Annotated in this window: 23 protein-coding genes and 1 pseudogene; 20 read left to right on the top strand and 4 right to left on the bottom strand. The window is 68.2% G+C overall.

Translation table 11 applies throughout. From position 1 onward, the window contains the following. Positions 1-231: 231 nt before the first annotated feature. The 11 genes from MOQ72_RS20185 to MOQ72_RS20135 all read left to right on the top strand — a co-directional run bounded on the left by MOQ72_RS20185 (position 232) and on the right by MOQ72_RS20135 (position 13,502). Positions 232-576, top strand: coding sequence for a hypothetical protein (locus MOQ72_RS20185; protein WP_242185446.1), 345 nt, complete (start codon positions 232-234; stop codon positions 574-576). A 559-nt stretch (positions 577-1,135) separates the two neighbouring features. Further along, complete coding sequence (locus tag MOQ72_RS20180; protein WP_242185445.1) at positions 1,136-1,666, top strand: NAD(P)H-dependent oxidoreductase; 531 nt, start codon at positions 1,136-1,138, stop codon at positions 1,664-1,666. 391 nt (positions 1,667-2,057) lie between these two features. Then, the gene (locus tag MOQ72_RS20175) at positions 2,058-3,392 is read left to right on the top strand and encodes an NtaA/DmoA family FMN-dependent monooxygenase (RefSeq protein WP_242185490.1); all 1,335 of its coding nucleotides are present in this window, start codon (positions 2,058-2,060) and stop codon (positions 3,390-3,392) included. 368 nt (positions 3,393-3,760) lie between these two features. Continuing rightward, positions 3,761-5,473, top strand: coding sequence for an ABC transporter substrate-binding protein (locus tag MOQ72_RS20170; RefSeq protein ID WP_242185443.1), 1,713 nt, complete (start codon positions 3,761-3,763; stop codon positions 5,471-5,473). 25 nt (positions 5,474-5,498) lie between these two features. Then, complete coding sequence (locus MOQ72_RS20165; RefSeq protein ID WP_242185441.1) at positions 5,499-6,479, top strand: ABC transporter permease; 981 nt, start codon at positions 5,499-5,501, stop codon at positions 6,477-6,479. After that, entirely contained in the window at positions 6,479-7,354 is an 876-nt protein-coding gene (locus MOQ72_RS20160) for an ABC transporter permease (protein ID WP_242185439.1), read from the top strand. Before MOQ72_RS20165 ends, MOQ72_RS20160 begins: the two co-directional genes overlap by 1 nt. After that, entirely contained in the window at positions 7,354-9,009 is a 1,656-nt protein-coding gene (locus tag MOQ72_RS20155; protein ID WP_242185437.1) for a dipeptide ABC transporter ATP-binding protein, read from the top strand. The genes MOQ72_RS20160 and MOQ72_RS20155 overlap by 1 nt, the downstream gene beginning before the upstream one ends. A gap of 11 nt (positions 9,010-9,020) precedes the next feature. Continuing rightward, positions 9,021-10,301 (top strand): LLM class flavin-dependent oxidoreductase, encoded by a 1,281-nt coding sequence (locus tag MOQ72_RS20150; protein WP_242185436.1) that lies wholly within the window; start codon positions 9,021-9,023, stop codon positions 10,299-10,301. Next, positions 10,298-11,221, top strand: a complete 924-nt coding sequence (locus MOQ72_RS20145; protein ID WP_242185435.1) for an LLM class oxidoreductase — start codon at positions 10,298-10,300, stop codon at positions 11,219-11,221. Before MOQ72_RS20150 ends, MOQ72_RS20145 begins: the two co-directional genes overlap by 4 nt. Then, positions 11,218-12,453, top strand: coding sequence for an acyl-CoA dehydrogenase family protein (locus tag MOQ72_RS20140; protein ID WP_242185434.1), 1,236 nt, complete (start codon positions 11,218-11,220; stop codon positions 12,451-12,453). The genes MOQ72_RS20145 and MOQ72_RS20140 overlap by 4 nt, the downstream gene beginning before the upstream one ends. A gap of 26 nt (positions 12,454-12,479) precedes the next feature. Then, the gene (locus MOQ72_RS20135; protein ID WP_242185433.1) at positions 12,480-13,502 is read left to right on the top strand and encodes an aldo/keto reductase; all 1,023 of its coding nucleotides are present in this window, start codon (positions 12,480-12,482) and stop codon (positions 13,500-13,502) included. Positions 13,503-13,643: 141 nt separating this feature from the next. Here MOQ72_RS20135 and MOQ72_RS20130 read toward each other — a convergent pair whose 3' ends face one another. Beyond that, positions 13,644-14,288 (bottom strand): TetR/AcrR family transcriptional regulator, encoded by a 645-nt coding sequence (locus tag MOQ72_RS20130; RefSeq protein WP_308197916.1) that lies wholly within the window; start codon positions 14,286-14,288, stop codon positions 13,644-13,646. 124 nt (positions 14,289-14,412) lie between these two features. Here MOQ72_RS20130 and MOQ72_RS20125 point away from each other — a divergent pair, with 124 nt between their 5' ends. Both MOQ72_RS20125 and MOQ72_RS20120 read left to right on the top strand, forming a co-directional pair. After that, positions 14,413-15,624 carry a cytochrome P450 gene (locus MOQ72_RS20125; RefSeq protein ID WP_242185432.1) on the top strand — a complete coding sequence of 404 codons (1,212 nt, stop codon included), beginning with the start codon at positions 14,413-14,415 and terminating at the stop codon, positions 15,622-15,624. Between the two features lie 27 nt (positions 15,625-15,651). Continuing rightward, entirely contained in the window at positions 15,652-15,846 is a 195-nt protein-coding gene (locus MOQ72_RS20120) for a ferredoxin (protein WP_242185431.1), read from the top strand. Positions 15,847-16,013: 167 nt separating this feature from the next. Here the strand turns inward: MOQ72_RS20120 and MOQ72_RS20115 are convergent, their stop codons facing one another. Continuing rightward, positions 16,014-16,598: a TetR/AcrR family transcriptional regulator gene (locus tag MOQ72_RS20115; protein WP_242185430.1), complete on the bottom strand. Its 585-nt coding sequence runs from the start codon at positions 16,596-16,598 to the stop codon at positions 16,014-16,016. 101 nt (positions 16,599-16,699) lie between these two features. Between MOQ72_RS20115 and MOQ72_RS20110 the strand changes: the two genes are divergently transcribed. From MOQ72_RS20110 to pqqA, 7 genes and pseudogenes are all read left to right on the top strand, one after another. Beyond that, positions 16,700-17,623, top strand: a complete 924-nt coding sequence (locus MOQ72_RS20110) for an SDR family NAD(P)-dependent oxidoreductase (protein WP_242185429.1) — start codon at positions 16,700-16,702, stop codon at positions 17,621-17,623. A gap of 206 nt (positions 17,624-17,829) precedes the next feature. Beyond that, a pseudogene (locus MOQ72_RS45225) lies at positions 17,830-17,937 on the top strand (proline racemase family protein); the annotation flags it as partial. 535 nt (positions 17,938-18,472) lie between these two features. After that, positions 18,473-19,867: a DNA-binding protein gene (locus tag MOQ72_RS20100; protein ID WP_242185425.1), complete on the top strand. Its 1,395-nt coding sequence runs from the start codon at positions 18,473-18,475 to the stop codon at positions 19,865-19,867. A gap of 24 nt (positions 19,868-19,891) precedes the next feature. Next, positions 19,892-22,192 (top strand): catalase/peroxidase HPI, encoded by a 2,301-nt coding sequence (gene katG / locus MOQ72_RS20095; RefSeq protein WP_372495481.1) that lies wholly within the window; start codon positions 19,892-19,894, stop codon positions 22,190-22,192. A 505-nt stretch (positions 22,193-22,697) separates the two neighbouring features. Next, a complete protein-coding gene (locus MOQ72_RS20090; protein WP_242185423.1) occupies positions 22,698-23,159 on the top strand; it encodes an MSMEG_3727 family PQQ-associated protein in 462 nt (153 codons plus the stop codon). Positions 23,160-23,172: 13 nt separating this feature from the next. Next, a complete protein-coding gene (locus MOQ72_RS20085) occupies positions 23,173-24,858 on the top strand; it encodes a PQQ-dependent dehydrogenase, methanol/ethanol family (protein WP_242185421.1) in 1,686 nt (561 codons plus the stop codon). Further along, positions 24,771-25,202, top strand: a complete 432-nt coding sequence (gene pqqA / locus MOQ72_RS20080) for a pyrroloquinoline quinone precursor peptide PqqA (RefSeq protein ID WP_242185420.1) — start codon at positions 24,771-24,773, stop codon at positions 25,200-25,202. The genes MOQ72_RS20085 and pqqA overlap by 88 nt, the downstream gene beginning before the upstream one ends. Here pqqA and MOQ72_RS20075 read toward each other — a convergent pair. Next, positions 25,099-26,103 carry an asparaginase gene (locus MOQ72_RS20075; RefSeq protein ID WP_242185419.1) on the bottom strand — a complete coding sequence of 335 codons (1,005 nt, stop codon included), beginning with the start codon at positions 26,101-26,103 and terminating at the stop codon, positions 25,099-25,101. The two genes, pqqA and MOQ72_RS20075, sit on opposite strands and share 104 nt — an antisense overlap. Then, positions 26,103-26,885 (bottom strand): IclR family transcriptional regulator, encoded by a 783-nt coding sequence (locus tag MOQ72_RS20070; protein ID WP_242185418.1) that lies wholly within the window; start codon positions 26,883-26,885, stop codon positions 26,103-26,105. Before MOQ72_RS20070 ends, MOQ72_RS20075 begins: the two co-directional genes overlap by 1 nt. Between the last annotated feature and the right edge of the window lie 57 nt (positions 26,886-26,942).

Genomic DNA, 26,942 nt, shown 5'->3' with positions numbered 1-26,942 from the left:
AGGCAACTGACAAGTGGTTGTTGGCACCTAGCAGTGGCGGAATCCTGGGTCGATGCAGGAAAACGCGCCGTCTCGTGACCGTTTGGACGGGCGCGGGCAGGGTGACGGCAGTGTGCTGCCTCCAGGCGGCAACAATGCCGCTTATGCGTAAATTCTCCATGGAAGCGGGTCGTGCGGTCGCCGCGCTCGTCGACCCCGATCGCTCCTGCTCGCATTCGACGGCTGCCGACCGTGCCGGTCGGTGCCCGGCTCGACGAAGCCATGACGATCCTGCGCCGCGAAGGCGGCCACCTCGCCACCAATGTCGACATCAACCGCACTCCGGTCGGCGTCGTCGCTTTAGAAGATCTCGTCGAGGAGTACGTCGGCACTGTCCGTGACACCACCCGCGTCGACCAACGCAACCCGACGGTGCGCACCAAGAGACCCACCCCGGGTGGGCACCGGATCGCCCCGCGATTGGGCAGGACAGACTTCGGCGTGAGGAGCGCTTGGTCATCTCCGGTGGACTGGATTCGACCACTACTGCGGAAATTCAGGAACCGCCACCGATCTTGGTGCTGGGACAACACCTGAGTCCAGCTGACGGTCGGCCGCAATTCGCGATGGCGGTGGTGTCGCTACGAGGATGATCTCGATGCCGAGTTCGACGAGGTTCTGTCCCGACAACTTGACATAGGCCGGTGCGACCCGCTGGCTCGACGTCTCGCCGCGCATCCCGTACGGCGTGAACAGCACCGGCCCGAACAGCGGAGCACTGGCTGGCAAGCTGCTCGTCCCGGCCGCGGACAGAAGGTTCCGTGCCCAGTGGTTGAGATGGCGGATGGCGATCATTTACAGCGCGGGATTCCGCTGTCACGATGCACCGCATGCGGAGTCTGATCGATCTCGTGGTGCGCAACCACATCGATCTGTTGCGGGTGTGCAGCGCGATCTGTTGACGCGCCACCCGCGGCCGTTGGTCTGAGCTGGCCCGGCCGTTCCCTTTTCGCTCGACGGCATACGTGCTCGCCGGTGTGACCGCGTGTGCCCGGTGGTGCTGCACGAAGCAATCCGTCACTGACACCGGCTGTTCGGCTGGGACAGCCGGGGCCTGCCCCCTGATGGCGGGCCCCGGCTCCTAATCTGGAGAGAAATGGTCCACATTGCACTGATCACCGGCAGGCCGTCGCAGCGTTCCCGGGGCGGCGAGATCGCCCGTGTGCTCCGCCGCGAACTGCGTGGGGTGAACGCGGGCGTGGCGGCGATCGAGATGGATGGGCTTCCGCATTCGGCTCTGCTCACCGGGTGCGCGGACCCGCATGTGCAGCGGTCTTTCGAGACCGTCGCCGCCGCTGACGCGGTCGTCGTGGTGACTCCGCGCTACGAACCGTCCGGAAGCGCGCCGCTGCGCGCGTGGCTGGGGGATCTGCCGCGCAGCGCGGTGGAGGACAAGGCCGTACTGCCCGTCGGATTCGGCGCGTTGCGCAGTCAGGCCACCGGCCTGGGGCGCATGCTCGCGCACGAGGCGGGCACCGTGCTACCCGGATGTTTCCTGTATGACAGGTGGTTTCGGCGTCGGCTGGACCGGTGGCGGCTGCAGCCGAACGGAGTCGCGCTGCTGGCGGACGCGGTCGCCGAACTGCGTGCCATGGCGTCCGGAGCGCCGCAGGCGGTCGCGTCGTGATCCTGCCGTCCACATACCGAAATGCTCTTCCACAGCATGGTGAACTACGTGATAGTGGGGTCATGGGCATCGGGACCGCGTTGGTTTCCCGGCGCTACATCGACCACATGTCGATGTGTGCGGCGCGCTGTCGCTGAGTCGCGCGACCATCTCGCGAAAGCTCCGCGCCGCGGTCCTTTTCTGAACTCTCCCTCGCTCTTTCGCGCCAGCCGCGCGGCTGCTGGCCGAGGGACGGCGGGTGTTGGCCAGGCTCGACAAGGCTCCCGCGCACCTGCGCGAGTTGATGCGCAACAGCCAACCCAACTTCTTTCTGCCAACCGCCGCGAGGAAAACCACCTGTTCCGCCAACGGCTTTGAGACCCGGCCAGCACACGTGAGAGGAAAGGTGAGCATGCCAACCCGGCGGTTGCACCTCAACGTCGGCATCAACAGCACCGGTTACGCGGCTTCGTCCTGGGCCTGGCCGGGCACCCGGTGGAACCGGTTCGCCGACTTCGAGCACTACTTGCACGCGGCGAAACTGGCCAGGGACGGGGTTTTCGACGCGGTGTTCCTGTCCGACCACACCGCGCTGCAGCGCGACGCCACCTCCAGGCCGCTGCACTCGTTCGACCCGGTGGTGCTGTTCTCGGCGCTGGCCGCCACGGTACCCGACATCGGCTTCGTGCTGACCGCGTCGACCTCCTACAACTCGCCCTACAACCTGGCACGTCGGTTGGCCAGCCTGGACACCATTTCCGGCGGACGGCTGGTGTGGAACGTCGTATCCAGCTTCAACCCGGACATCGCCGCGAACTTCGGGTCGGCCCCGCTGCCCGCCCGCGCCGACCGGTACCGGCGCGCCGACGAGTTTCTCAGCGTGGTCAAGAAGTTGTGGCTGAGCTGGGACACCCCTGGCGGGCCTGCACCAGAAGAGTTCCTGTGGACCGCCGAAACCGCGCGACGCATCGATCACCACGGCGAGTTCTTCGACGTCGCGGGCCCGCTCAACGTCCCGATCGGGCCGCAGGGACACCCGGTCATCTCCCAGGCCGGAGCGTCGGCGGCGGGCATCGATCTCGCGGGCAAGCACGCCGAACTGGTCTACGCCGCGCTGCTGGGCAAACAGGCCGCCGCGCGGCACGGCGCTGCGATCCGCGAGCGCGCCATCGCACACCGACGTGACCCCGAGACGGTACGCCTGCTGCCAGGGCTGGTCCCGATCATCGGCGACACCCGCGAGGAGGCGTTGCGCAGGCACGAGGCGCTGCACGGCTCGGCGGGCGAAGATGGGCTGCTGGCGAGCTTGTTCCGCCGCACCGGGATGTCCGTGGATCCCGACGTGCCGTTGGATCCGTCGGTGTTCGCGTGGGACGAGGGGCAGGACGGCGCAGTCGGTTTCGTGCGGTCGCTCGCCGAACTGACCGCCGACGAGAAGCTGACCGCGCGGCAGTTGGTGCGGCGGACCGAGGGCGGGCACCGGTTGCTCGTCGGCACTGCGCGGGACGTCGCCGACGGCATTCTCGATTGGTGGGCGGACGGTACCGTCGACGGGTTCACCGTCCAGCCACCGGTGTTGCCCGACGACCTGGCACGATTCGTGGCCGAGGTCGTGCCGTTGCTGCAAGCCGAAGGCGCATACCCGCGGGAGTACCGCGAGCCCACCATCCGCGGTCGTTTCGCCCTGCCCGTCCCGGTCCCACCGACGGGCGCGGCGGCAGTCGGCGTGTCTCCGGTACACCCGTGAGTTCATTGTGGACAGCGAGATGCGGACTGATCCGGTTGTTTGGTACCGGGAATTTCCCGATCGCGCGATCCTGCCACGTGGGATGCGTTGGCGACTCTCGTTTCGCGGCCTAGAGTTCACCTCGTGCGCGAGTCACTCCTCTGGTCCAGGCGCGAGGTCGACCTCGCGTTCTTCGCCAGCGCGCGGTGTCGGGGCTGATCGAGCGCCGCACCTTTCGCGCCTGAGTGCCCGCACCGGCAGCGAACCCGCGCAATCCATCGGGCTATCGGAGCCCCGTTCAGCCACGAGGGCGCTGCGCGCCCTCTTCCGCCCAGCGGCGGAGAAATCACAACGTGCCGTCGTCCGCTGCCCCAGCACGGGAGAAGTCCATGTCCGACCTTCGCAGTTCCATCGAGAGCGCAACGTCCGCGCGCAAGAAGTGGCGGTGGCCGGTGATCGCGTTCGCCGTCCTCCTGGTCGCCGCGATCGGTTTCGCCGCGACCAGGGGCGGCGGCGCCGATGCGGGCGCGGGAGACGGCGAGCCCGTCCGGGGCGGCACGCTGCAGTTCGCGCTGATCGACTACCAGCGCAGCCCCGATCCGCAGTGGGGTACCAACTACGCCGAGTCGCTGATCGGCAACAACATCACCGACAAGTTGACCTGGCAGGACCCCGAGACCGGTGAGATCACGCCATGGCTGGCCCAGTCTTGGGAATACAACCAGGATCTGACCGAGTTCACCTTCCACCTGCGGCGGGACGTGACCTTCAGCGACGGGTCGCCGTTCAACGCCGAGGTCGTCAAGGCCAACTTCGACCAGTACGTGCACGGCGACCCGAACCTGGGGATCCTGCCCAACGGCGCCACCCTGCTGCCCGGCTACCTCGAAACCAGGGTGGTGGACGAGCACACCGCGGTGGTCCGCTTCGCGAAGCCGCTCGCGAGCTTCCTCCAGGCATCGTCGTTCACGGCCAATGCGCAACCGGGTTTCCTGTCGCTGTCCACGCTGAAGCTCAGCGCGAACCAGCGGACGGACCCGAAGAAGGTGATCGGCACCGGTCCGTTCGTGTACGAGTCGTGGGAGCCGCAGGCCACGACAGTCCTGGCAAAGCGCTCGGGCTACAACTGGGCTCCGCCCGCGCTGCACCACCAGGGCGAGGCGTACCTGGATCGGATCGTGTTCAACACGATCCCCGAGGCCAGCGTCCGCACCGGTTCGCTGGCCTCCGGCACTCTCGACGCGACCCTCGACGTCGGTACGACCGATGAGAAGCCGCTGGCAGACCGGGGTTTCCAGATCATCCACCGCGGCGTGTCCGGCACGTCGATCCGGTTCGACTTCAACAGCTCGCTGTTCCCGACCAACGACATCGCGGTCCGCAAGGCGATCCAGCTCGGCTGGGATCGGCAGACGGTCCAGCGGACCATCCTGACCGACTCCTACTCGGTCGCGGACTCGATCCTCGAACCATCGGTGCACGGACACGTCGACTACAGCGGTTCGGCGCTGAGGTACGACCCGGAGCAGGCCAGGCGGATCCTCGACGCGGCCGGTTGGGTGGCCGGTCCCGACGGGATCCGGGTCAAGGACGGCAAGAAGCTGGAAGTGAAGCTGCTTGGCATCAACAACCTGGTGGTGAACAAACCGGCTTACGAGTCCATCCAGCAGGACCTGCGGAAGATCGGCGTCGACCTGCAACTCACCGTGGTGCCGATCCCGGACTACACCGCCCAGCAGGCCAAGGCGGAGACCGACTGGAACATCACCGCCGCCAACCGGTCCCGCAACGATCCGGCGGTCCTCAACTGGCAGTACAGCCCGCAGAGCGGCAACGGCGCGTACGTCACGAAGGACTCCACCGGAGTCGACGTGAACGACGTCACGCAGGTGCTCGGCGAGCTGGAGACCACTTTGGACCCTGCCTTGCGCGCCCGGTACGCCAAGGAGGCGCAAGACATCCTGCTCGACAAGTACGCGCTGGTGAACCCGGTCTACAACCCGGCTCAGGTGATCGCGCAGGCGCCGTACGTGCACGGCATCGTCTTCGACGCCCAGTCCCGCAACCACTTCGTGAACACCTGGAAGAGCAACGGGAAGTGAACCGCGCGCCGGGAAAGGAGTTGTCGTGCTGCGTTATGTCGCGCTGAAGGTCGGCCGGGCGGTGTTCGTGGTGTGGGCGGCGTTCACCCTGACCTTCATCCTGTTGTTCGTGCTCCCGGCCAATCCGGTCGATCTCCTCTTCGATCCGGCCGAGCTCAACGCCGTGCCGCCGGAGGTGCGCGAACAGGTCGCGGACAGCTACGGCTTCAACGAGCCGGTCCTGCTCCAGTACCTCGACCGGCTGGGACACGCGGTGCGGGGTGACTTCGGCACCTCCGTGCAGTCGGGCCAATCGGTGCGCACCGCCGTCCTCGACGTGTTGCCGCACACCCTCGTACTCGCCGTCGGGGCGCTGCTGCTCGCGCTGATCATCGCGTTCCTGACCGCGCTGGTGGCGACCGCGACCCGGCACCCGTGGCTGCGCAACCTGGTCGAGTCGCTACCGACGGCCTCGGTCTCGGTGCCGGTCTTCCTCTCCGGCATTCTGCTGTTGCAGGTCTTCTCCTTCCAGCTCGGCTGGTTCCCCGCGTTCGGGGATGAGGGTTGGCGGAGCCTGGTGCTGCCGCTGATCACGCTGGCGATCCCGGTCTCCGGTCCCATCGCGCAACTGCTGGTGCGCTGTTTCGCCACCGAGTTCCGCTCCGGCTACGTCACGACGAGCTGGGCGAAGGGCGCCACCCGCGGCCGCGTCATCATCGGTGACGTCTTCCGCAACGCCAGCCTGCCCGCGCTGACCATCGCCGGGGTGACATTCGGCAACCTCATCGTGGAATCGGTCATCACCGAGACCGTCTTCGCCCGCAAGGGGCTCGGACGGCTGACGCAGACTGCGATCAGCACCCTCGATCTGCCGCTGGTGCAAGGAATCGTCGTGTTCGTCGCCGCGAGCTTCGCGCTGATCAACCTGGCCGTGGACCTGATCTACCCGCTGCTGGATCCGCGGCTGCGCGCCACCCTCGCCGCCTCCACCGCCCCCGCCCGTCGTCCCGCGGAGGTAAGAACGTGATGACCGTCGATACCAACGCGCTGACCGCACCTGGCCGGTCCTCCGACTTCGTCCGTGGTGTGGTCACCCGGCTCGGTGGGCTCCTCCGCAAGCCGGGACTGCTGCTCGCGTGGATCATCTTGCTAATCGCGCTCGGCTGGGCGCTGTTCCCCGCAGCGTTCACCTCCTACAGTCCCTTGGTCGGCGATCCGGCCGCCAGCTTCGTGCCGCCGAGCGCGGAGCACTGGTTCGGCACCGACCGGCTGGGCCGGGACCTGTACGCGCGCAGCGTGTTCGGTGCGGCGACCACGCTGGCCGCGACGCTGTTCGCGGTACTCATCGGGTTCGGCATCGGCTCTGGGGTGGGGCTGGCCGCTGGATTCGCCGGTGGCGTGATCGACACCGCGATCATGCGGGTGGCCGATGTCTTCCTGGCCATCCCGAACCTGCTGCTGGCCATGGTGATCGTGTCGGTGCTCGGCTACTCCACCAACAACATCGCCTTAGCAGTGGGAATCTCCTCGATCGCCGCCTTCGCGCGGGTCATGCGTGCCGAGGTGCTCACCGTCGTCTCCCGGGACTACGTGCGCGCGGCGTACGGGCTCGGCGTCGGGCGGCTCGGCGTGGTGCTCCGGCACATCGTGCCGAATTCGCTGAGCTCGGTGCTCGCGCTGGCGGCGCTGGAGATCGGCAAGGCGATCTTGGCCGTTGCCGGTCTCGGTTTCCTCGGCTACGGCGCACCGCCACCGACACCGGAGTGGGGGCTGCTGGTCGCGGAAGGGCGTGATTTCGTGGCGGTCTACCCGTGGATCTCGCTCATGCCGGGGGCGGCGTTGGCGGTAGTCGTGCTCGCCACCCACCGGATCAGCACCGCGCTCAGGAAGGACCACGGCTGATGACCACCACTGCGGTTGAGGACAACGAGGCGCTGCTGCGGATCACAGATCTGGCGGTCGACTACCGCACCGGGCACCGCAGGTGGACTCGGGCGGTCCGCGGGGTCGGCCTGCACGTGGCGCCGGGTGAATTCGTTTCGCTGGTGGGCGAATCCGGCTCGGGCAAGACCACCGTGGTCCAGGGTGCGCTCGGCCTGCTGCCGAGCTCCGCACGGATCCGGTCCGGCTCCATCGTCTACGACGGCGTCGACGTCACCGGCTGGAACGACCAGCGGATGGCGCTGGTGCGGGGCAACCACGTGGGCTTCATCCCGCAGGATCCCAACACCTCGCTCAACCCGGTCAAGAAGATCGGTCAACAGGTGATCGAGGCGGTCCGGTTCAACGAACGGGAGACGAGAAGCGCCGCGCAGCACCGACAAGCCGCGTTGGTGAGCCTGCGCACCGCAGGGCTCGCCGACGCCGAGCGGGTGTTCGGCCAGTATCCCCACGAGCTCAGCGGCGGTATGAAACAACGGGCGCTGATCGCGATCGCTTTGGCGGGCAAGCCGAAACTCATCCTCGCTGACGAACCCACCAGCGCACTGGACGTCACCGTCCAGAAGGTCATCCTCGACCACCTGGTGCGGCTGCGCGAGGAACTGGGTATCGGGATCCTGCTGGTCACCCACGATCTCGGTGTCGCGCTGGACCGCTCGGATCGGATCCTGGTGATGCGGCAGGGCGAAATCGTCGAAGCGGGCTCCGTGGACGAGGTGCTGGGCAACACCGAGGACGACTACACGCGCCGCCTGTTGAACTCCGCGCCCGCCCGCCACCTCGGTCGGCTCGAACCGACCTCGGGCGCGGTTCCCGACGCCGCGCCGACGGTGTTGGAGGCGCGCGAGCTGACCAAGACCTACCGCCTGCGGGGCGGCCGTGAGCTGTGTGCACTGGATTCCGCGAATCTGTTGGTGCGCGGGGGAACCACGCACGCGATCGTCGGTGAGTCCGGTGCGGGCAAGTCGACACTGGCGAGCATCCTGGCGGCTTTCGCCACCGCGGATACCGGCACGGTGCGCATCGGTGACCGGGAGCTGACCGGTCTTCGTCGCCAGCAGCTGCGGGAGATCCGCCGGGATCTGCAGTTCGTGTTCCAGAACCCGTTCACCTCCCTGGATCCCAGGTTCACGGTCAACCGCATCATCGCCGAGCCACTGCGCGCGTTCGGGCTGGCCAAGGACAGGCGGGAGCGCACGGCGCGGGTGGTCGAGCTGCTGACGGCGGTGTCCCTGGACGAGAGCTACCTGCATCGCCTGCCCAGCCAGCTCTCGGGCGGCCAGCGGCAGCGCGTCGCGATCGCGCGAGCGCTCGCGCTCACCCCGCAGGTCCTCGTCCTCGACGAGGCGGTGAGCGCGCTCGACGTCTCGGCCCAAGCCCAGATCCTGCAGCTGCTGGTCGACCTGCAGGCCGAGTTCGGGCTCAGCTACGTGTTCGTGACGCACGACCTCGGCGTCGTCCGCCTGATCGCGCACGACGTCACGGTGATGAAGGACGGTGCCGTGCTGGAAACCGGCCCGGTGGAGCGGGTTTTCCGCTCCCCGCGGCACGAGTACACCCGGGAACTGCTGGCGGCGATCCCCGGAGCCCGCCTAGCCCCCGCCGACGCGCGCTGAGGAGAATGCGCATGTCACGTCAACTGCACATCAACGTCAACATCCTCAACGCGGGCGTGTTCGGTGGCTCGTGGCGATTCCCGCACACCGACGGCACCGCGAGCTACCGGATCGAGCACTACACCTCGATCGCGAAGAAGGCCGAGGAAGCCAAACTCGACGCGGTCTTCCTGGCGGACGGCCCATCGCTCGACCCGAGCACCAAGTACCGCACCGGCAACGACCTGGAGCCCACCACGGTGCTGGCGCGGATCGCCGCCCAGACCGACCGGGTCGGCCTGATCGCAACGCTGTCGTCGTCCTACAACGATCCGGTCGAACTGGCGCGTCGGCTCGGCGACCTCGACTACGTCAGCGGCGGCCGCTTCGGCTGGAACGTGGTGACCACGGCGGGGCCGGTGGCGGCGCGCAACTTCGGCCGGACCCAAGAGCCCGAGCACGCGCTGCGCTACCGCCGTGCCGCTGATTTCGCCGAGCGGGTCATCGCCGACTGGGCGCAGCGTCGCGAGTTCACCTCCCCGCAGGGGCGGCCGATCGTCGTCCAGGCCGGTGGCTCCAGCGACGGGCGACGGTTGGCCTCCCGCGTCGGCGAGGTGATCTTCTCCGCGGATCAGGACATCGACCACGCCCGCGCCTTCCGCGCCGAAATCCGCAACGGTGCGGCCGACTTCGGGCGCAATCCCGAGGAAATCGTGGTGCTGCCAGGGCTTTCCACCGTGGTGGGCAGCACCGAGGCGGCAGCCGAGGCCCGACGCGAGCTGTTGGACGACGTCCTCCCCGACGCGTACGCCCGCAACCGGCTGGCGGGGCAGCTCGGAATCTCCCTCGACGGCCTGCGCGACGACGAACCGATCCCGATCGAACTGCTCGTCGACCCCGACGAGGCCGGTGGTTCGCAGACCTTCTACCGAGTCGTAAGGGAAATCATCGACCGGGACAGACCGCCCCTCGGCCGGTTGCTGAAGAAGCTCTCCGGCGGCGGTGGCCACCGGATCGTCGTGGGGACACCGGAGCAGATCGCCGACGACATCGAGACGTGGTTCCGCGCCGGTGCGGCCGACGGCTTCAACGTGATGCCCGACGTGCTGCCATCGGGCTTCGACGACTTCGCCGATCACGTGATTCCCGAACTGCGGAGTCGCGGCCTGTTCCGGACCGAGTACGACGGGACGACGCTGCGCGAGCACCTCGGGCTCGATCTTCGGCGCAGTACCGGCCGCGGCGTACGAGCTCGTAGCGGCCCGGTGACCAGCTTGACCGAGTCCCAAGAAGGAGAAGTGATCTCCTCGTGAGCAAGGCGATCCAACTCGCCCTCGCGGTCGGCGCGTCGCCGGTCCAGCTCGCCGACGCGGCCGCCATCGCGGCGGTGGCCGAAGAGGTCGGGGTCGCGGCGATCCGGCTCGTCGACGGTGGAGCGGGCCGCACGCTCGACCCGACGGTTGTGGGCGCCTACCTCGCTGGCATCCACGGCCGTGTCGGCTACGTCGCCGAGGTCCCGACGACCCACAACGCGCCCTACAACACCGCGCGCCGCGTGCTCTCCCTGGACCGGGCCACCGCTGGCCGGACCGGCATCGCCCTGCGCGCGGGCAGCGGCGACGAGGTGAGCGAGGCGACCGTTCCGGACCCCAGCGCGACCGATCCGACCCAGCGCTGGACGGAGTACGCGCTGGTGCTGACCCGGCTGTGGGAGTCGTTCCCGCGTGCGGCGCTGATCGGAGACCAGGCGGCGGGCCTCGTCATCGACGACGCGCTCATCGAACCGATCAACCACGAAGCCGCCTTCTACCGCGTCGCGGGTCCGTTGGACGGACCTTCGTCGGCGCAGGGACGCCCGGTTCTGGTGGCCGACCTGGGCACCCTCGACCCGGTCGCGGTGGCGCGATCCGCGGATGTCGTCGTGGTCGACCGGGAGCGTGCCGCCGGTGCCGACGCCGCGCTCGCGGTGGCGCTGCGGCAAGTCGGCCGTTCGCGGGAGGACGTCGCGCTCCTCGGCCGCGTCGAGGTCGGCCCGGACACCCCAGCTGTCGAGCTCCGAGCCTGGGCCGCCGAACACCGGCTGAACGGTTTCGAGCTGGTTCCCGAGGGTGGCGCCGCGGCGGTGGTGGCCATGCTGCGGCAGTTGGTCACGCAGATCGTGGACCCCGCCGCATTCCCACCCACCTTGCGGACCGCGTTCGGTCTGCGCGAGGTCGCGGAGGTGCTGACGTGAGCGCAGAACTCGTCGACACCCAAACCAGCACCACGGCAGAGCCCCCTACGCGCGCCCGGTACACCGTCGAAAGCATCCGCGCCGCAGTGGCTCCGATCCTGCAGCGCATCGGATCCGCTGCGGGTGCGCGGGAACGCGCCCGCGAGTACGCCTTCGAAGACGTCCGGGCGCTGGCCGAGCAGCGGATCACGCTGATCGGCATCGCCGAGCAGGACGGCGGCGCGGGCGGCTCGCTGCGGGACGTGGTCGACCTGGTGATGGCCATCGCCCGCGCCGACTCCAACGTGGCCCAAGCGCTGCGCAGCAGCTTCCTCGTCGCCAACCGGGTGGCCACCTTGCGAGACCTGCCGAACCGGGCGGTCACCCTGCGGCGGCTGCGCAACGGAGATCTCTTCGCCGGTACCGCCAACGAGCGCACCGGCGGGGCGAGCGGGTCGGTCAACACCACCATCCGGCGCGCCGCTGACGGGTACGTCATCAACGGGGAGAAGTACTACTCGACCGGTGGGCTCTACGCCTCGTGGTTCTCCGGCTCGGCCAAGGACGAGAACGGGACCGTGCTGGGCTTCACGGTGCCGGTGGACCGCGAGGGCGTGCAGCGGCTCGACGACTTCGACGCGGTCGGCCAGCGGCTTACCGCGAGCGGCACCACGCGGCTGGTGGACGTGCGGGTCGACGCGGAGGAAGTCGAGGTCCGCGACAACACCCGGCTGGACAGCCCGTGGCCGGGTTCCTTCGCCCAGCTCTACCTGGCGGCGGTGGAAGCGGGTATCGCCGCCGCGGTGCTCGACGACGCGATCTGGTTCGCCCGCGAGAAGGCACGACCGATCAAGCACAGCACAGCCGACAAGAGCGTCGAGGACCCGTACGTGCGCGAGACCGTGGGCGAGATCGCCGCCCGTGCGCAGGCGGCCCGCGCGGCGGTGCTGTTCGCCGCCGAAGTGCTGGCTCGCGTGCACGGCTTGACCGGACCGAGGGCGCGAGCTGTGGGCGCGGAGGCCGCGGTCACCGTGGCGCAGACCGGCGTGATCGCCGTAGAGTCCGCGCTGCGCGCCGCCGAGCTGCTCTTCGACGTCGGGGGAGGCTCGATCACCAACCGCGATCTCGGTTTCGACCGGCACTGGCGCAATGCCCGCACGGTCGCCAACCACAACCCCCGGCGGTGGAAAGCCGCGGTGGCTGGTGCGTACCACTTGACCGGCGAGGAACCGCCGACGACCGGGCTCTTCTGAACCACTGGACGACCGAAAGGGAGCCGATGACCATCGAGAAGACCTACGCGGCGGCCGAAGACCGCTACGACCAGATCGAGTACCGACGCGCTGGCAACTCCGGTCTCGACCTGCCCGCGTTCTCCTTCGGCCTGTGGCAGAAGTTCGGCACCGACTACCCGTACGAGACCCAGCGCGAAATCGTGCTGCACGCCTTCGACCTGGGCATCACGCACTTCGACAACGCCGACCGGTACGGACCGCCGCACCGCGCCGCGCAGCAGTTCTTCGGGAGAGTGCTCAGCAAGGACCTGGCCCCGTACCGGGACGAGCTGATCCTGTCCACCAAGGCCGGTAACCCGATCGGCCCCAGCCCCTACCAGAAGGGCGGCTCGCGAAAGTCGCTGCTCGTCTCCCTGGAGCGCAGCTTGCGCGACCTGGGCACCGACTACGTCGACATCTTCTACAGCCACAGGTCGGACCCGACCACGCCGCTGGAGGAGACCGTCGGCGCGCTCGTCAGCGCGGTGGCACAGGGAAAGGCGCTCTACGCTGGCATCTCCAACTACCCACCGGAGCGGGCGCACGAAGCGGCCGACCTGCTGCGCCGGGCGGGGGTTCCGCTGCTGATCCACCAGCCGCGTTACTCGATCTTCGACCGCGGCCCGGAAAACGGCGGTCTGCTCAAGCTGGCCGCCGAGGACGGTTTCGGCCTGATCGTCTACTCGCCGTTGGCGCAGGGACTGCTGACGGACAAGTACCTCAATGGCGTCCCGGCGGGTGCGCGCGCCCAGAACAGCACGTTCCTCTCGCCCGACGTCATCGACGAGACCTACCGGCAGCGGGCCAACGCCCTCAACCAGATCGCCGAGCAGCGCGGCCAGTCGCTGGCGCAGCTGGCGCTGCAGTGGGTGCTGCGGCAGCCGCAGGTGACCTCGGCGCTCATCGGAGCCAGCTCGGTGTGGCAGTTGGACCACAACGTCAAGGCGCTCGAATTCCCGCCGCTGACGGAGGAGGAGCTGTCCCAGATCGACGAGCACGGCGTGCACGGGACGGGACTGCGGATCTGACATGGCCAACCTCGTCGCGCCGGTCGGGGCGGGCCTGCGCCGCTGGCTGCGCGCCAGAAATCCACTGTAGACACCGGAGCGCCGACGCCTTCCACGCCAACAGGATCAGCGCGCCACCCGCACCCACTTCGAGGACGTCGCCTAGCGGCGGGTGGGTAGTCGGGTGACGCGGCGGAGGGCATCGGCGAGGCGTTCGCGGTGTTCGTGCAGGGTTTCGGGGGCGATTCCTTCGGTGGTCATGGACACGAGGTGGTCGGTTGCCGCGCGCAGTGCCGCATTCGTGGCGGCGGCCTGCATTCGAACTTCCAGCTCGTCGGCTGGCATGCCCATGCGTTCGGCGAGGACGTCGGCGAAGGCCGATTCCGCGCGTTCCCGCAGCACGAGGTAGACAGCGCGCAGAGCGGGTTCGTCGTGCGTCATGCGGACCACGGCGAGGACTGCCTCGATGTCGGACCCGGAGGAGTCCAGCACGGGCGTGTAGGCCGCGCGCAGGTGCTCGGGCAGTTCCACGTCGTACGGCCAGGTGCGCAGGACCGCTTGGAACGCGTCGATGGTCTTCGTCAGCAACGGCTCGACGCAGCTTTCCTTGCTGCGGAAGTAGCGCCACAGCGTCCGCTCGGACACCCCTGCGGCCCTCGCGATCTGCTCGCCCGATGTCGCGGCCACGCCCTGCTCGCGGAAGAGCCGCACCGCGTGGCGGGAAATGTCGAGCCGTTGCTGCTGGCGTTGCTGGTCGCTCACCGGTGGACGCCCGCGGCGGGTTCGGCGGTCGTTTCGCTCAACCACGGAGACCTCCACAAACGGCTGCCGGATGCGCGTTGGCACACCCTAGCCGGTCAAACATTATTGGCAGCAGCTGTCAGAAAATACTAGAGTCGGCTGTGCCGAGAGACACCACAGGAGGAGAGCCATGAGCGTTGCTTCCGAGCGCCTGCAGATGCCCTTCGAGCGGCCGAACGTGCTTGATCTCGCGCCTCTGTACGAGGTGCTGCGCAGAGAGGCGCCGGTCGCGCCGGTCACCACCCCAGCCGGTGACCCCGCGTGGCTGGTCACGCGATTCGACGAGGTCCGCACGCTGCTCAGCGACAAACGGCTCGGGCGCTCCCACCCCGAGCCCGAACGGGCGTCGCGCATCACGACCGCCGCGGTGCAGGACGGCCCGACGGGCAACTACGAGACCGAGGAAGCCGACCACGGCCGGATGCGGCGCCTGTTGACGCCGGCGTTTTCGGCCAAGCGGATGCGGATGCTCTCCGATCACGTGCAGGGCCTGGTAGACGGCTACCTCGACCAGTTGGCCGCCGAGCACGCCGCCGCACCCAGCGGAGTCGTCGACCTGCACGCCGGGCTGGCGTTCCCGCTGCCGGTCGCGGTCATCTGCCTGCTGCTGGGGGTGCCCGAGAGCGACCGCGAGCACTTCCGGTCGCTGTCCGATCGGATGGCCACCTACTCCAGCGGGGGCGACGCCCACCAGGCGCGGGTCGAGTTCAGCGAGTACATGGCTGCACTGGCCGAGGCCAAACGCGCCCAGCCGGGCGAGGACGTGATCTCCGACCTCGTGCGCGCGCAGAGCGCCGACGAGGAGTTCGACTACGCCGAGATGGTCCGGCTGTGCGTCGGACTGCTCTTCGCCGGGCACGAGACCACGGTCAACCGGATCGGACTGGGCACCCTGTTCCTGCTCACCCGACTCGATCAATGGGAGGCGCTGACCGCCGACCCCGCGGGCCGGGTCAATGCCGCGGTGGAGGAGATCATGCGCCTGGGGGCACCGGGCGATCTCGGCCTGCTGCGCTACGCCCACACCGACCTGGACGTCGCCGACGTCACCATCCAGCGCGGCGATGCCGTCATCCTGTCGATCAACGCCGCCAACCGCGACCAGTCCGCCTACTCCGACGCCGAAACCTTCGACCCCGAACGGGAGGAACGCGCCCACCTCGGGTTCGGGCACGGTGCGCACTTCTGCATCGGCGCCAGCCTCGCCCGCACCGAACTGCGGATCGTCTTCGCCACCCTCGCCCAGCGCCTGCCTGGGCTGCGCCTGGCCAAGGACATCGACGATCTGGAGGTTCGCCCCACCATCACCGGCGGTGTCACCGAACTGCCGGTGACCTGGTAGCCCGCGGCCGCGCGGAGGAGAGAGCCCATGAAGGTGACCGCAGACCAGGACAGGTGCGTCGGCTCGGGTCAGTGCGTGCTGGCCGCTGTGGATGTGTTCGACCAGCGAGACGAGGACGGCGTCGTCGTCGTGCTCAACCCCAATCCGCCAGCTGAGGTCGCTGCCGACGTCCGCCACGCCGCGGCGACGTGCCCAGCCCTGGCCATCACCGTCGAGGAGTGACCGCCGAGCGCGGCTGCCCTTGACAAGAGCAGAGGTCGATGTCGCCAGCGGTCGGCTCGTAGTCGGACATCTGAGGCAATGTCCCGAAGTAGTGCCAGAAGCCCTGATCCCACGATCCGTTGTCCAGGGTCGAGGGCGGCAGTGATGCCGCTCTCGACCAGCTGGGTTCAGGTCTTCCGCAGGAGCAGGTCGAACGCTTCGTCGACCGCTCGCTTCAGTTTCCGGGGGTCAGCACCGGCGGTGGCTTTGCCCGCTCGGTAGCAGGCGAGGGCGAGGTGGGCCGCGAGTGCGGCTTCTTCCGGCGCAGTTCCCTGTGCTGCCAGTGCGGTGATCATGGTGTCGGTGAGGTGCAGCAGTTTGCGTTCGCTGCGGTCGTGCAACTCGGGGTTGTCGGCGATGAGCTGCTCGTGCAGTCGATACCGCTGTTCGTCGGCCGTGACCGCCGCGCACATCGCGTCCACGGCCGCGCGGGCCTGATCCAGCGCCTCGCTGAACGTCGGCGGCTTCGGCGGAGGCTCGCTGCCGCGCTGGAGCAGCTGTTCGACGAGCTCGCGTTCGTCGGCGAAGAGGACTTCCCGTTTGTCGCCGAAGTAGCGGAAGAAGGTGGTGCGTCCCACTTCGGCTCGTTCGGCGATCTCGGTCACGGTCACGTCGGCGAAGCCGCGTTCGGCGAACAGTGCGAACGCCGCGTCGACGATCGCTTCCTGCGCGCGCCGTCGCTTCCGTTCGCGAAGCGGAACCTGCTGGGCCATGCCCACATCCTAGCGTGCGCGAACCCGATACTTTATGGTATCCAGTACCAAAAGGGTTCAAGTATTAGGGGACTACGGTGAAACCCACGGGGAGCCTGTTGATGACAGGCGCGAGCAGGGGATTCGGGCGGATCGCGGCCGAGAAGATCCTGCGTGACCACCCGGAGATCCATCTGGTGGTGACGGCACGGGGTTCGGGTCAGCAGCTGGTCGGGGACCTGGCGAGGGCAACAGCCAACGCGAACGTGTCGGCGGTCTCGTGCGATCTCGCCTCGATGCGGTCGATTCGTTCGGCGGCCGCCGAGCTGCGGAAGGGTCTGCGGTCGGGTGCGTTGCCGCCGCTGTGCGGATTCGTCGGAAATGCCGGGCTGCAGATGACCAGTCGTACCCACGCTAGCGGTGACGGCATCGAGACGACTTTCGCGGTGAACGTGCTGGCCAACTACCTGCTCGTGCGGTTGTTGTGGGAGGAGTTCACCGCCCCGGCGCGAATTGTCATCGTGGGCAGTGACACGCACTTCGGGGACCTGCGGCACAACATGGGGATGGTGCCCGCACCTCGGTGGGAGAGCGCGCCCACCCTGGCCCGGCCCCGTGACGACGCAGCGGCGCGGACGGCTGCTGAAGGCCGGACCGCGTACTCCACCAGCAAACTCGCGGTGATCTACATGGTGCACGCGCTGGCACGGCGGCTGCCCCAGGGGGTGGATGTGCACACGTTCAACCCCGGCTACGTACCCGGTACCGGGCTCGTGCGTGACGCCAGCCCGTTCGTCCGGTTCCTCTCGCGCACCTTGTTGCACGCGTTGACCGCCACCCCGCTCGCGCTCTCACCCGCTGCGGCCGGTGCCCTTCTCGCCCGCGCCGCAACGGGCCCTCGTCCAGGGGGCAGCGGCACCTACATCGACCGGCGTGCCGTCGACGACTCCTCACCGGAGTCCTATGACCGCGACCGCGAGGACGAGTTGTGGCACACCGCGGCGGCGCTGTGCGGTCTTCCCGTCGAACTCGGGCATGTCGGTTGACACCACTGGCACCAGAAGAAACTGCCGCTCGACCGCGTACTGGAGCAGTCTGCTGCCCTCCATCGAACAACCCAGGGGCGCGGCCAAGCCGCGCCAATGTGCGACTGGATCGTGGCGGACCTCATCCGGGCGTTCTTCGGCGACGAAGTGTGCGGCCGGGACGGACTTTCCCTGCGCGCGGGGAAAATACTGACGCCACAACGTGAGCGGGTCCCCTGCCGACGAGCGGGCACCGCACGATGGGAGTGGTCACCGTCCTGGTCGAGACGGGGATGATCGAGGCTGCCGAACCTGTCACCGTAGAGCTGGACACCTCGGGAATCCCGTTCGAGCGAACTGAGAAGCAGCGCATCCTCGCCACCAGACCGTCCATGATGGACATTCGCGGCAGCTGGTCCGGACCCGAGCCATGCACGGCACGCATTTCACCGGCGGTCAGCTGGAGCGGGGAACGATCGGCCACATCACCACCGTCGCCGCGTCCATCGCGGGACGGGCACCTGGGGACGGCACGAGCAGTGCCCCTGCGCGCAGCGTTTTCTCGCGTTCGTGCGATAACCGTGCCGGGGTCAATGCCCACTGCTCCAGGCGGGTCTGGCGGTCGGCCTGGATTGGTCGGTCCCCTTGCTGGGAGAGATTGCAAGTTTTACATTCGGCTTTAGAAGTCGATAACTGCACGGAAACAATGCCTGGGCGTGCACCGCAGAGCGTGCACCGTCGGATGTACACCGGGTGCGGCAGCAACACATGCGACGCGGCCCGGTCCGCCGTGGATCAGGCAGAGTCGAGCGGTCACCGGTGCGGACCGGGCGCTCCCGTGTCGGTTACAGACCAAAGGCGGTCTCAACGATGAGGGACGCACACAGGCTCGAGCGGACGTCCGAGGGCTCGGACAAGGGCACGGTGTACGCGGCATGGGAATGCTTCGTACAGGGCGAGGATGACGTCCGCGGGGTGCGGCCCGAGGTGGCGGTCTCCTGGCATCGCTGCCGGGAGCAGTACCGGGTGGACCCGCACCTGACCGAAGCACCGGTGGCCGTCGTGGAACGAGAATATACGCCCGAACAAGATGTCGTATTCGCTGAGCTGGGTTTTCGTGCCGCCTTCATAGCACATGAAGTGAGCAACCTCGGTGGCATAGTCACCGTCACCGATGCCACCGGCCGGATCCTGGCCGAGTGGGGCGACCAAGCCACGCGCACCATAGCCGCCGACTCCAATCTCGCGCCCTGGTATTCCTGGTCCGAGCGCGCGGCTGGCACGAACGGCATGGGCACGGCACTCGAAGAGCACCACCCGGTACAGATCAGGGGTGCGGAGCATTGGTGCCAGGCATTCCACAACTGGGCCTGCGCGGGCGTCGCGGTGCGTGACGTGGTGACCAAAGAGCCGATCGCGGTGCTCAACATCTCCAGCTGGCGCAACCCGCTTCCCGCCTCCGCGAGCGGATGGCTGGCAAACGCCGCCACCAAGACCCAGTGCACGCTGAGAAGGCGCGCCTGGGACAGTGGCACTGAGCTGGTCGCCGCGTACAACCAGGCAAGGACACGCTCCAGTGCGGCGCTCACCGCGGTGGATGCCGCGGGCAAGGTGGTGATCGCCGACGACGCGGCAAGTGTGCTCCTTGGCGTCCCAGCCTCCACCCCGGCAGTCGATCCCACGCTGCGATGGAACCCCGGGCTGCCGGAGTTGATCGAAGCCGCCCGGTACGCCAGCAAGCAGGCAGCCCGCAATCCTGACTGGGTCGGTTCGACGCAGATCTTCACCCACCTCGCCGACGAGCCGATACCGATCAGCATCCGGCCCGCCTTCGTCTCCGGTCGGCTGATCGGGAACTTGGTCTCCTTCGGTGCTTCCAGCGGGGAGCAGTTGCCCCAGGCGGAGGGGGACGCGCACTCGCGAGCACAGCCGCGCCGCGTGGTCGCGATGCGTGACAACCGGATGGTGCTGCTGCGGCTGCCGGAGGTTTCCTTCGCGGAATCAGAGGGCAACGACGTGTGGCTGTCCACCGACCAAGGGCGACTGCGAGCCGCCTCTCCGGGCCTGGACAAGCTCGACGGTGAGCTGGCGGCTGCCGGATTCCTGCGGGTGCACCGCCGGTACGTGGTCAATCTCAGCCGCATCCGCGAGATCGAGCGGCGGCGCAAGGGCGAGCTGGTGCTGGTCATGGATGACCAGACGGACAAGATGGTGCCGGTTTCCCGGCGGAACGCGCCAGCCGTGCGAAGGGCACTGGGCTTCTGAGGTCCTAAGCCCGGAAGGAGTTTCGTGTCTGACAGCCCCGACGCCGTTGTCGGCAAGAAGAACGACCGCGCCCGAGGTGCGGGTGCGCTCGGCGTCCCAGCGCACGGCGCCCCGTACAGCGAGACCCTCCGGGCCGCCGCCGATGGGAGCGTGGGCGGGTACCGCCACCCGACCGCGGGCGCGAGCAACCACGACTGGTGGCCGAACCGGCTCGACCTGAAGATCCTGCGGAAGCACCCGGCTTCGGCCAATCCCATGGGCGATGACTTCGACTACGCAGCGGAGTTCCAAACCCTTGACCTGAACGCCCTGGCCAGGGACCTCGACGAGGTGCTGACGACTTCGCAGGATTGGTGGCCTGCCGACTTCGGCCACTACGGCCCGCTCGTGATCCGGATGGCCTGGCACTTCGCCGGTACGTACCGCATCGCTGACGGCCGCGGCGGTCCGAGCGCAGGCATGCAACGCTTCGCGCCGCTGAACAGCTGGCCGGACAATCGCAACCTCGACAAGGCGCGCCGCCTGCTCTGGCCGGTGAAGCAGAAGTACGGCCGCAAGATTTCCTGGGCCGACTTGATGGTCTTCGCGGCGAACCGCGCGCTGGAGACGATGGGTTTCAAGACCTTCGGCTTCGCCGGTGGGCGGGAGGACGTCTGGGAGCCGGACGAGGACGTCTACTGGGGCCCCGAGCGCACCTGGCTCAGCGACGAGCGGCACAGCGGCATCCGGGAGCTGGAAACCCCTTTGGCCGCCGACCAGATGGGCCTCATCTACGTCAACCCGGAGGGCCCGAACACCGTGCCGGACCCGCTCACCTCGGCGCGGGACATCCGCGAGACGTTCCGGCGGATGGCGTTCAACGACGAGGAGACCGTCGCGCTGATCGCGGGTGGGCACACGTTCGGCAAGACCCACGGCGCGGCCGACCCGGAAAAGCACCTCGGCCCCGAGCCCGAGGGCGCCCCGATCGAGGCGCAGGGCTTGGGCTGGACGAACAGCTACGGCACCGGCAAAGGCAAGGACACCATCGGCAGTGGGCTTGAGGGTATCTGGACCCCCACCCCGACGAAGTGGGACAACAGTTTCTTCGAGACCCTGTTCGGCTACGAGTGGGACGTGGTGCTGAGCCCCGCCGGTTTGTGGCAGTGGACTCCGCGGGACGGCGGCGGGGCTGGCACGGTGCCGGACGCCCACGACTCGTCGAAGACGCACGCCCCGACGGTTCTGACGACCGACCTCGCGCTGCGGCTCGACCCGGTCTACGAGTCGATCTCGCGGCGTTTCATGGCGAATCCGGACCAGTTGGCGGACGCGTTCGCCAGGGCCTGGTTCAAGCTCACGCACATCGACATGGGGCCGATTCAGCGCTACCTCGGGCCGCTGGTCCCGCAGGAGCAGCTGATCTGGCAGGACCCGGTGCCCGCGGTGGACCACGAACTGGTCAACGATGCGGACGTCGCCGACCTGAAGAGCAAGCTCTTGGCCTCAGGGCTGTCGATCTCCCAGCTCGTCTCCACCGCGTGGGCGTCGGCGTCCACGTTCCGGGGCAGCGACAAGCGAGGTGGGGCGAACGGGGCGCGGATCCGCCTTGAGCCCCAGCGGAGCTGGGAGGTCAACGACCCGGACACGCTGGCCACCGTGCTGCGCACCCTGGAAAGCATCCAGGAGTCGTTCAACGACCTCCAAAGCGGCGGCAAGTCGATCTCGCTGGCCGACCTGATCGTGCTCGGCGGGTGCGCGGGCATCGAGCAGGCCGCCAAGAACGCCGGGCACGACGTGCGGGTCCCGTTCACCCCGGGACGCACGGATGCCTCGCAGGAGTGGACCGACGTGGAGTCCTTCGCCCCGCTCAAGCCCACCGCCGACGGGTTCCGCAACTACCTCGAAAAGGGACACCGGCTGCCCTCGGAGTACCTGCTGATCGACCGCGCGAACCTGCTGACCTTGAGCGCGCCCGAGATGACCGTCCTGGTGGGCGGACTGCGGGTGCTGGGCGCGAACTACAAGCAGTCCCCGCTGGGTGTGTTCACATCGGCGCCCGAGTCGTTGACCAACGACTTCTTCGTGAACCTGCTCGACATGAGCACGGAGTGGAAGGCGACGTCCACAAGCGGCGCCACCCTGGCGACCTTCGAGGGCCGCGACCGCGCCACCGGCGAGGTCAAGTGGATCGGTAGCCGCGTCGACCTCGTCTTCGGCTCGAACTCCGAGCTGCGCGCACTCGCGGAGGTCTACGCGAGCGACGACGCGAAGGCCAAGTTCGTGCACGACTTCGTGGCCGCGTGGGACAAGGTCATGAACCTCGACCGGTACGACATGGCCTGATCGTCGTCGGGCGCTGAGACGCGGGGCGAGGCGTCGTGACCGGTCGAGTCGGTGTTGATCATTGATCAGACATCTGTTGGCTGCCAGCGGGGACGAGGCGCGGCGTTGTTCCTCCTCGCAGTGGCGCATCGGGGTACGAACGGTAGCTCGTGGCGTACGAACGGCATAACCAGCCCGAATTGGCGCTCGTCCTTGTCGGTGCGGATTCATCCGGCGTAGAGTCTGCCTTACCGATTTGTTGATCGGGGGCCGGGCCGCACAATTAGTTCAATGTGCCTTTTGTCCCACGTCAGTACATGCTACTGCAATCACAACCAGGCGTACGTGATCACGCGGCCCATTTACCCGAATTGGCCTCGGGTATTTCGCTGGGGCCATTTCTCATGTCAACCGGGTTGACTCGTTTGTCGAGCGGAAGGTGCACAACACCCCGCGACGTGCGACCGTGATCGCGACCGATGCGAACAGTTGCTACCAGGGGTTCGGGATGAGGAGGTGAAGTCCGGTGACGACCGCGAAGGATCGAGCCGAGCTGCTGAGCGAGATCGGGTTGGACGGACAGAACAAAGCAGGTATTGGTCAAGTGCTCGCGACCGGAAACATCGGCCGGGCCACGGAGCGGGCCGATGGCACGATGGAGGCGACGATCCGGATCAATCCCGATGAAATTGCCTGGGATCCCTCGATCCTGGTCATGCCCCATGGGGGTGATCTTGAGCTCACGCTCATCAATGACGACCTGAACACGCACTGCGCGCTGCTGCCGAGCAATGGCGACAAGAAATTTATTTGGCTGGTGAACCATTCGAAAGGAAGGGCGACCCTCAACCTGGATGGGCCGGGCTACTACTGGTACAGCTCGCCCACCGGAAACGACGAAGGCCGCGGGCTGACCGGGGCCATCGTCGTACTGGGGGACGTTCCGCCGGAGGCCCGCCTCGACCGCCCCGACCAGCCGCGGCCGTAGAAAGGAGCAGGCAATGACCGTTGAGTACGTTGATGCCGGAGAGGCCATCGATCAGGGAACGCTGAGCGGCAAGACCGGGACTGCGCCGGACGTGGTCTCCAGGGTTACCTACGAGCGGCTTCTCAATGCCAGGTCGGAGTCGCACAACTGGCTCACCTACTACGGCGCCTATGACGGGCAGCGGTACAGCACGCTGGACCAGATCAACACGGAGAACGTCAAGCGCATCGGTCCCGCCTGGATGTTCCAGGCCGGTACCTCCGGCATGATCGCGGGCGCTTCGACTTACGCGTTCGAGGCCGCCCCGATCGTGGTGGACGGGGTCATGTTCCTCTCCGGCTGGGACGGCTGGCTCTGGGCGCTGGACGCGAAAACGGGTCAGGAGCTCTGGCGGTACAAGCACGCCGTCCCCTACGACGTGTCCCTGTGCTGCGGGAACGTGAACCGCGGCGTAGCCGTGGCCAAGGGCAAGGTCTTCATGGTCACCGGGAACGCCCACCTGCTGGCGCTCGACGCCACCAACGGCAAGCGCGTCTGGGACAAGACCTATGGAGACGTGCGGGCCGGGGAGAGCGGCACGGTCGCGCCGCTGATCGTCAAGAACATGGTCATCGTCGGCAGCTCCGGCGGGGAGTTCGGGGTGCGCGGGCACTTGGACGCTTTCGACATCGACTCGGGAGAGCCCGTCTGGCGCTGCTACATGGTGCCGAAGCCAGGGGAGCCCGGCTCCGAGACATGGCCCGCCGATGGTGAGGCATGGGCGCGGGGTGGCGCGAACTGCTGGGTCACCAGCACCTTCGATCCGGAGACCAACCTGTTGTACGTGGGCACCGGCAACCCGGCACCGGACTTCGACGGAGCCGTCCGCGAGGGCGACAACCTCTACACCGACAGCATCGTCGCGGTGGACGCCGACGCCGGTCAGATCCGCTGGCACTACCAGTGCACCCCGCACGACGTGTGGGACTACGACAGCACGATGGAGAACATCCTGTTCGAGCACGACGGGAAGAAGCTGCTCGGGCATTTCGACAAGAACGGCTACTTCTTCGTCCTGGATCGCACGAACGGCGAGCTGCAGCACATCACACCCTTCGTGGACCGGATCGACTGGGGTGCGATCACCAGGGACGGCAAGGTGACGCCCAGGAGGTACCCCGACAAGGAGGGCGATCCGGTCCACTTCTACCCGGGACCGGCTGGCGCCAAGGAATGGACCCACGCGGCATACAGCCCGAGGACCGAGCTGTTCTACGTACCGGTCCAGGATGTCGGGGCAACGGCAACCCGGCGGCGCCGGGACTTCAAGGAAAGCATCCCGTACTGGGGTGCGGGCGTTCAGGTGGACGCCGACGACATGGCCGGGTCCATCAGCGCGTTCGACGCCAACGGCGAGGAGAAGTGGCGCTGGCGCAACGAGGTTCCGATGTGCGCCTCGGTGCTGGCCACGGCAGGCGATCTTGTGTTCGCCGGTGAGCCGTCCGGGGAGTTCAACGCGCTCGACGCCCGCACCGGCGAACTGCTGTGGCAGTTCCAGTGCGGAAGTGGCCACCACAGCAGCCCGATCACCTACAGCGTCGACGGCAAGCAGTACGTCGCTGTGCCGGTCGGATGGGGCGGCTGGATCGAGGGATTCCTCCCCGGCATGCTCGGCGCTGGCCACGGAAGCGCACTGATCGTCTTCGCACTCCCGGACTAGCAGCGCCACGAGGTGAACCAGCCGGAGTCCGGCAGAGGGGAGGTCAGCCCACCGGCTGGGAGACGCCCGCGTTCGACGAGATCGGAGTCGCGCCGGAGGTGACCAGGTACGTGGCTGGTTGGCGGACTAGCGATCGAGGGGCGCCGGACATACGTCCGGTGCCCCTGCCGCTGCCGGGTCACCACGGCGCTCGCGAACGGTGCCGACCGCGGGGTCACACCCTGTGCGGTTGCCGGAGTCCTATGGCGATTCCGCAGAACCCTGAGGTGGGCGCCGGGTCGGAAACAGCTCGCCTGCGGAAATTCCCGCGGACAGGCCGAAAGCCAGCCGCAACCGCGCCTTGACCGGCGAGAGCATGCCCGCGAACAGCAGACCGGCACGGCGCAGCTCGGTCTCCGAACCGGCGCCGCCATAGGTGTGCGCCAGCAGCGCGCCGTCCGGGCAGCGGCTGGCGACCACGACGGCCTTGCCGGAGCCCGCGATCCGGACGAGTGCTTCACCCAGCGACGGTGCGACGTGCCCGGCGCCGAGCGCGGCGACCACCAGACCGTCCACATCGGACGCAACTGCGTCGGCCGCGGAACCGTCGACACCGGTTGCCGCGTGGACCATGCCGATGCGGCAGGTCGGCGGGCTGCGGTCGGGCAGCAAGTCGGATCCGGGCGGCGGGCCGAGCAGCAGTTCGAGCTCGTCCTCCGCGACGAAACCGACCGGCCCGGCAGCCGGTGAGCTGAACGCTGCCACCCGTGCGCTGTGCGTCTTGGTGACCAGCCGCGCCACGTGCACCTCGTCCTGGAAGACGACGACCGGCCCGTAGGGCGCCAGTGCGGGATTCGTCGCCGCACACACCGCCGCGCGCAGGTTGGCCGGACCGTCCGGGCCAGCGAGGTGCGGTGCCCGCATGGCGCCGGTGACGACGACCGGCACGCGGGTGTCGACCAGCAGGCCGAGCGCGTAGGCCGTCTCCTCCAGCGTGTCGGTGCCGTGGGTGAGCACCACACCGTCCCGCCCGGCCGCGATCTCCTCGGTGACGGCTGCGGCGAGGGTCCACAGATCGCCCATGGTCAGCTGCCGGGAGGAGCGGCGGAACACATCCCTCGGGTGCACCTCGATTCCGGCGGGCAGCTGCTCGGCTGGCGGCGTCAGCGCGCGCACGCCGTGGTGTGCCTGCGCGCCAGCGGGCGATGGCGCGACCGAAATGGTGCCACCCGTGGCGATCAGGCTGATTGAACGCGGCGCGGCCATCAGGACACCGGGCCCGGATTGCCGAGCTCGGCGGACAACGCCTCGGCGGCGCGCAGCACCGCCTCCGTCACGCGTTCGCGTACCTTCGGGTCGGCGACCCGGGATCCGGGTGCGGTGATCGTGACGCTGGACAGCACCCTGTCGTCGGCGTCCCGGATCGGCGCGGACACCGCCCAGGCGTCCGGATCCAGTTCGTTGTCGCAGGTGGCGTAGCCGTGTTCGCGGACTTCCTTGAGCACCTGCATGACATCGGCCACGCTGTGCGGGGTGCCCGTGGTGAACTCGGTCAGCGGTTCCGACTCCTCCAGCAGGGTCCGCACCACGTCCTCGTCGAAGTAGGCGAGGATCGCGCGGCTCGATGCGGCCGCGTGCAGCGGCATCTCCTGGCCGATGCGAACGAACAGCCGCAGCGCGTGCTCGGCCTCCACAATGGACACGCAAACTGGAACATCGCCGATGAACTCGGTGAGGAACACCGTTTCGCCGGTCTCGTTCGCGGCGTCGATCAGCGCGGCCGGTGGTTTGATCAGCCTGGCGCTGTGCGAGCCCGTGCCGCCGGAGAGGGTGCGCGCCGCGCGGCCGACGAAGTAGCGCTTGGTGATCGGCGAGCGGCGCAGGTAGTCGGCCTGGCTGAGCGTGCCGAGGATTCTGTGCAGGCTGCCGAGCGGGATGTCGAGCTCGGCGTGCAGCTCCTGCAGCGTCAGCCCGGAGCTCGCGGCGCCGACCGTGTTGAGTACGTCCACGGCGCGGACGACCACCTCAATCGGTTTCGCAGCACTCATCGAACCAGCTCCTCCCGTGGTGATTTCCCCCGTGCCATGCACTGCCGTGTGTGCGCG

The sequence above is a fragment of the Saccharopolyspora soli genome (genome assembly GCF_022678645.1).
Lineage (GTDB): Bacteria > Actinomycetota > Actinomycetes > Mycobacteriales > Pseudonocardiaceae > Saccharopolyspora > Saccharopolyspora soli.
This window is presented reverse-complemented; position numbering and strand designations above follow the sequence as displayed.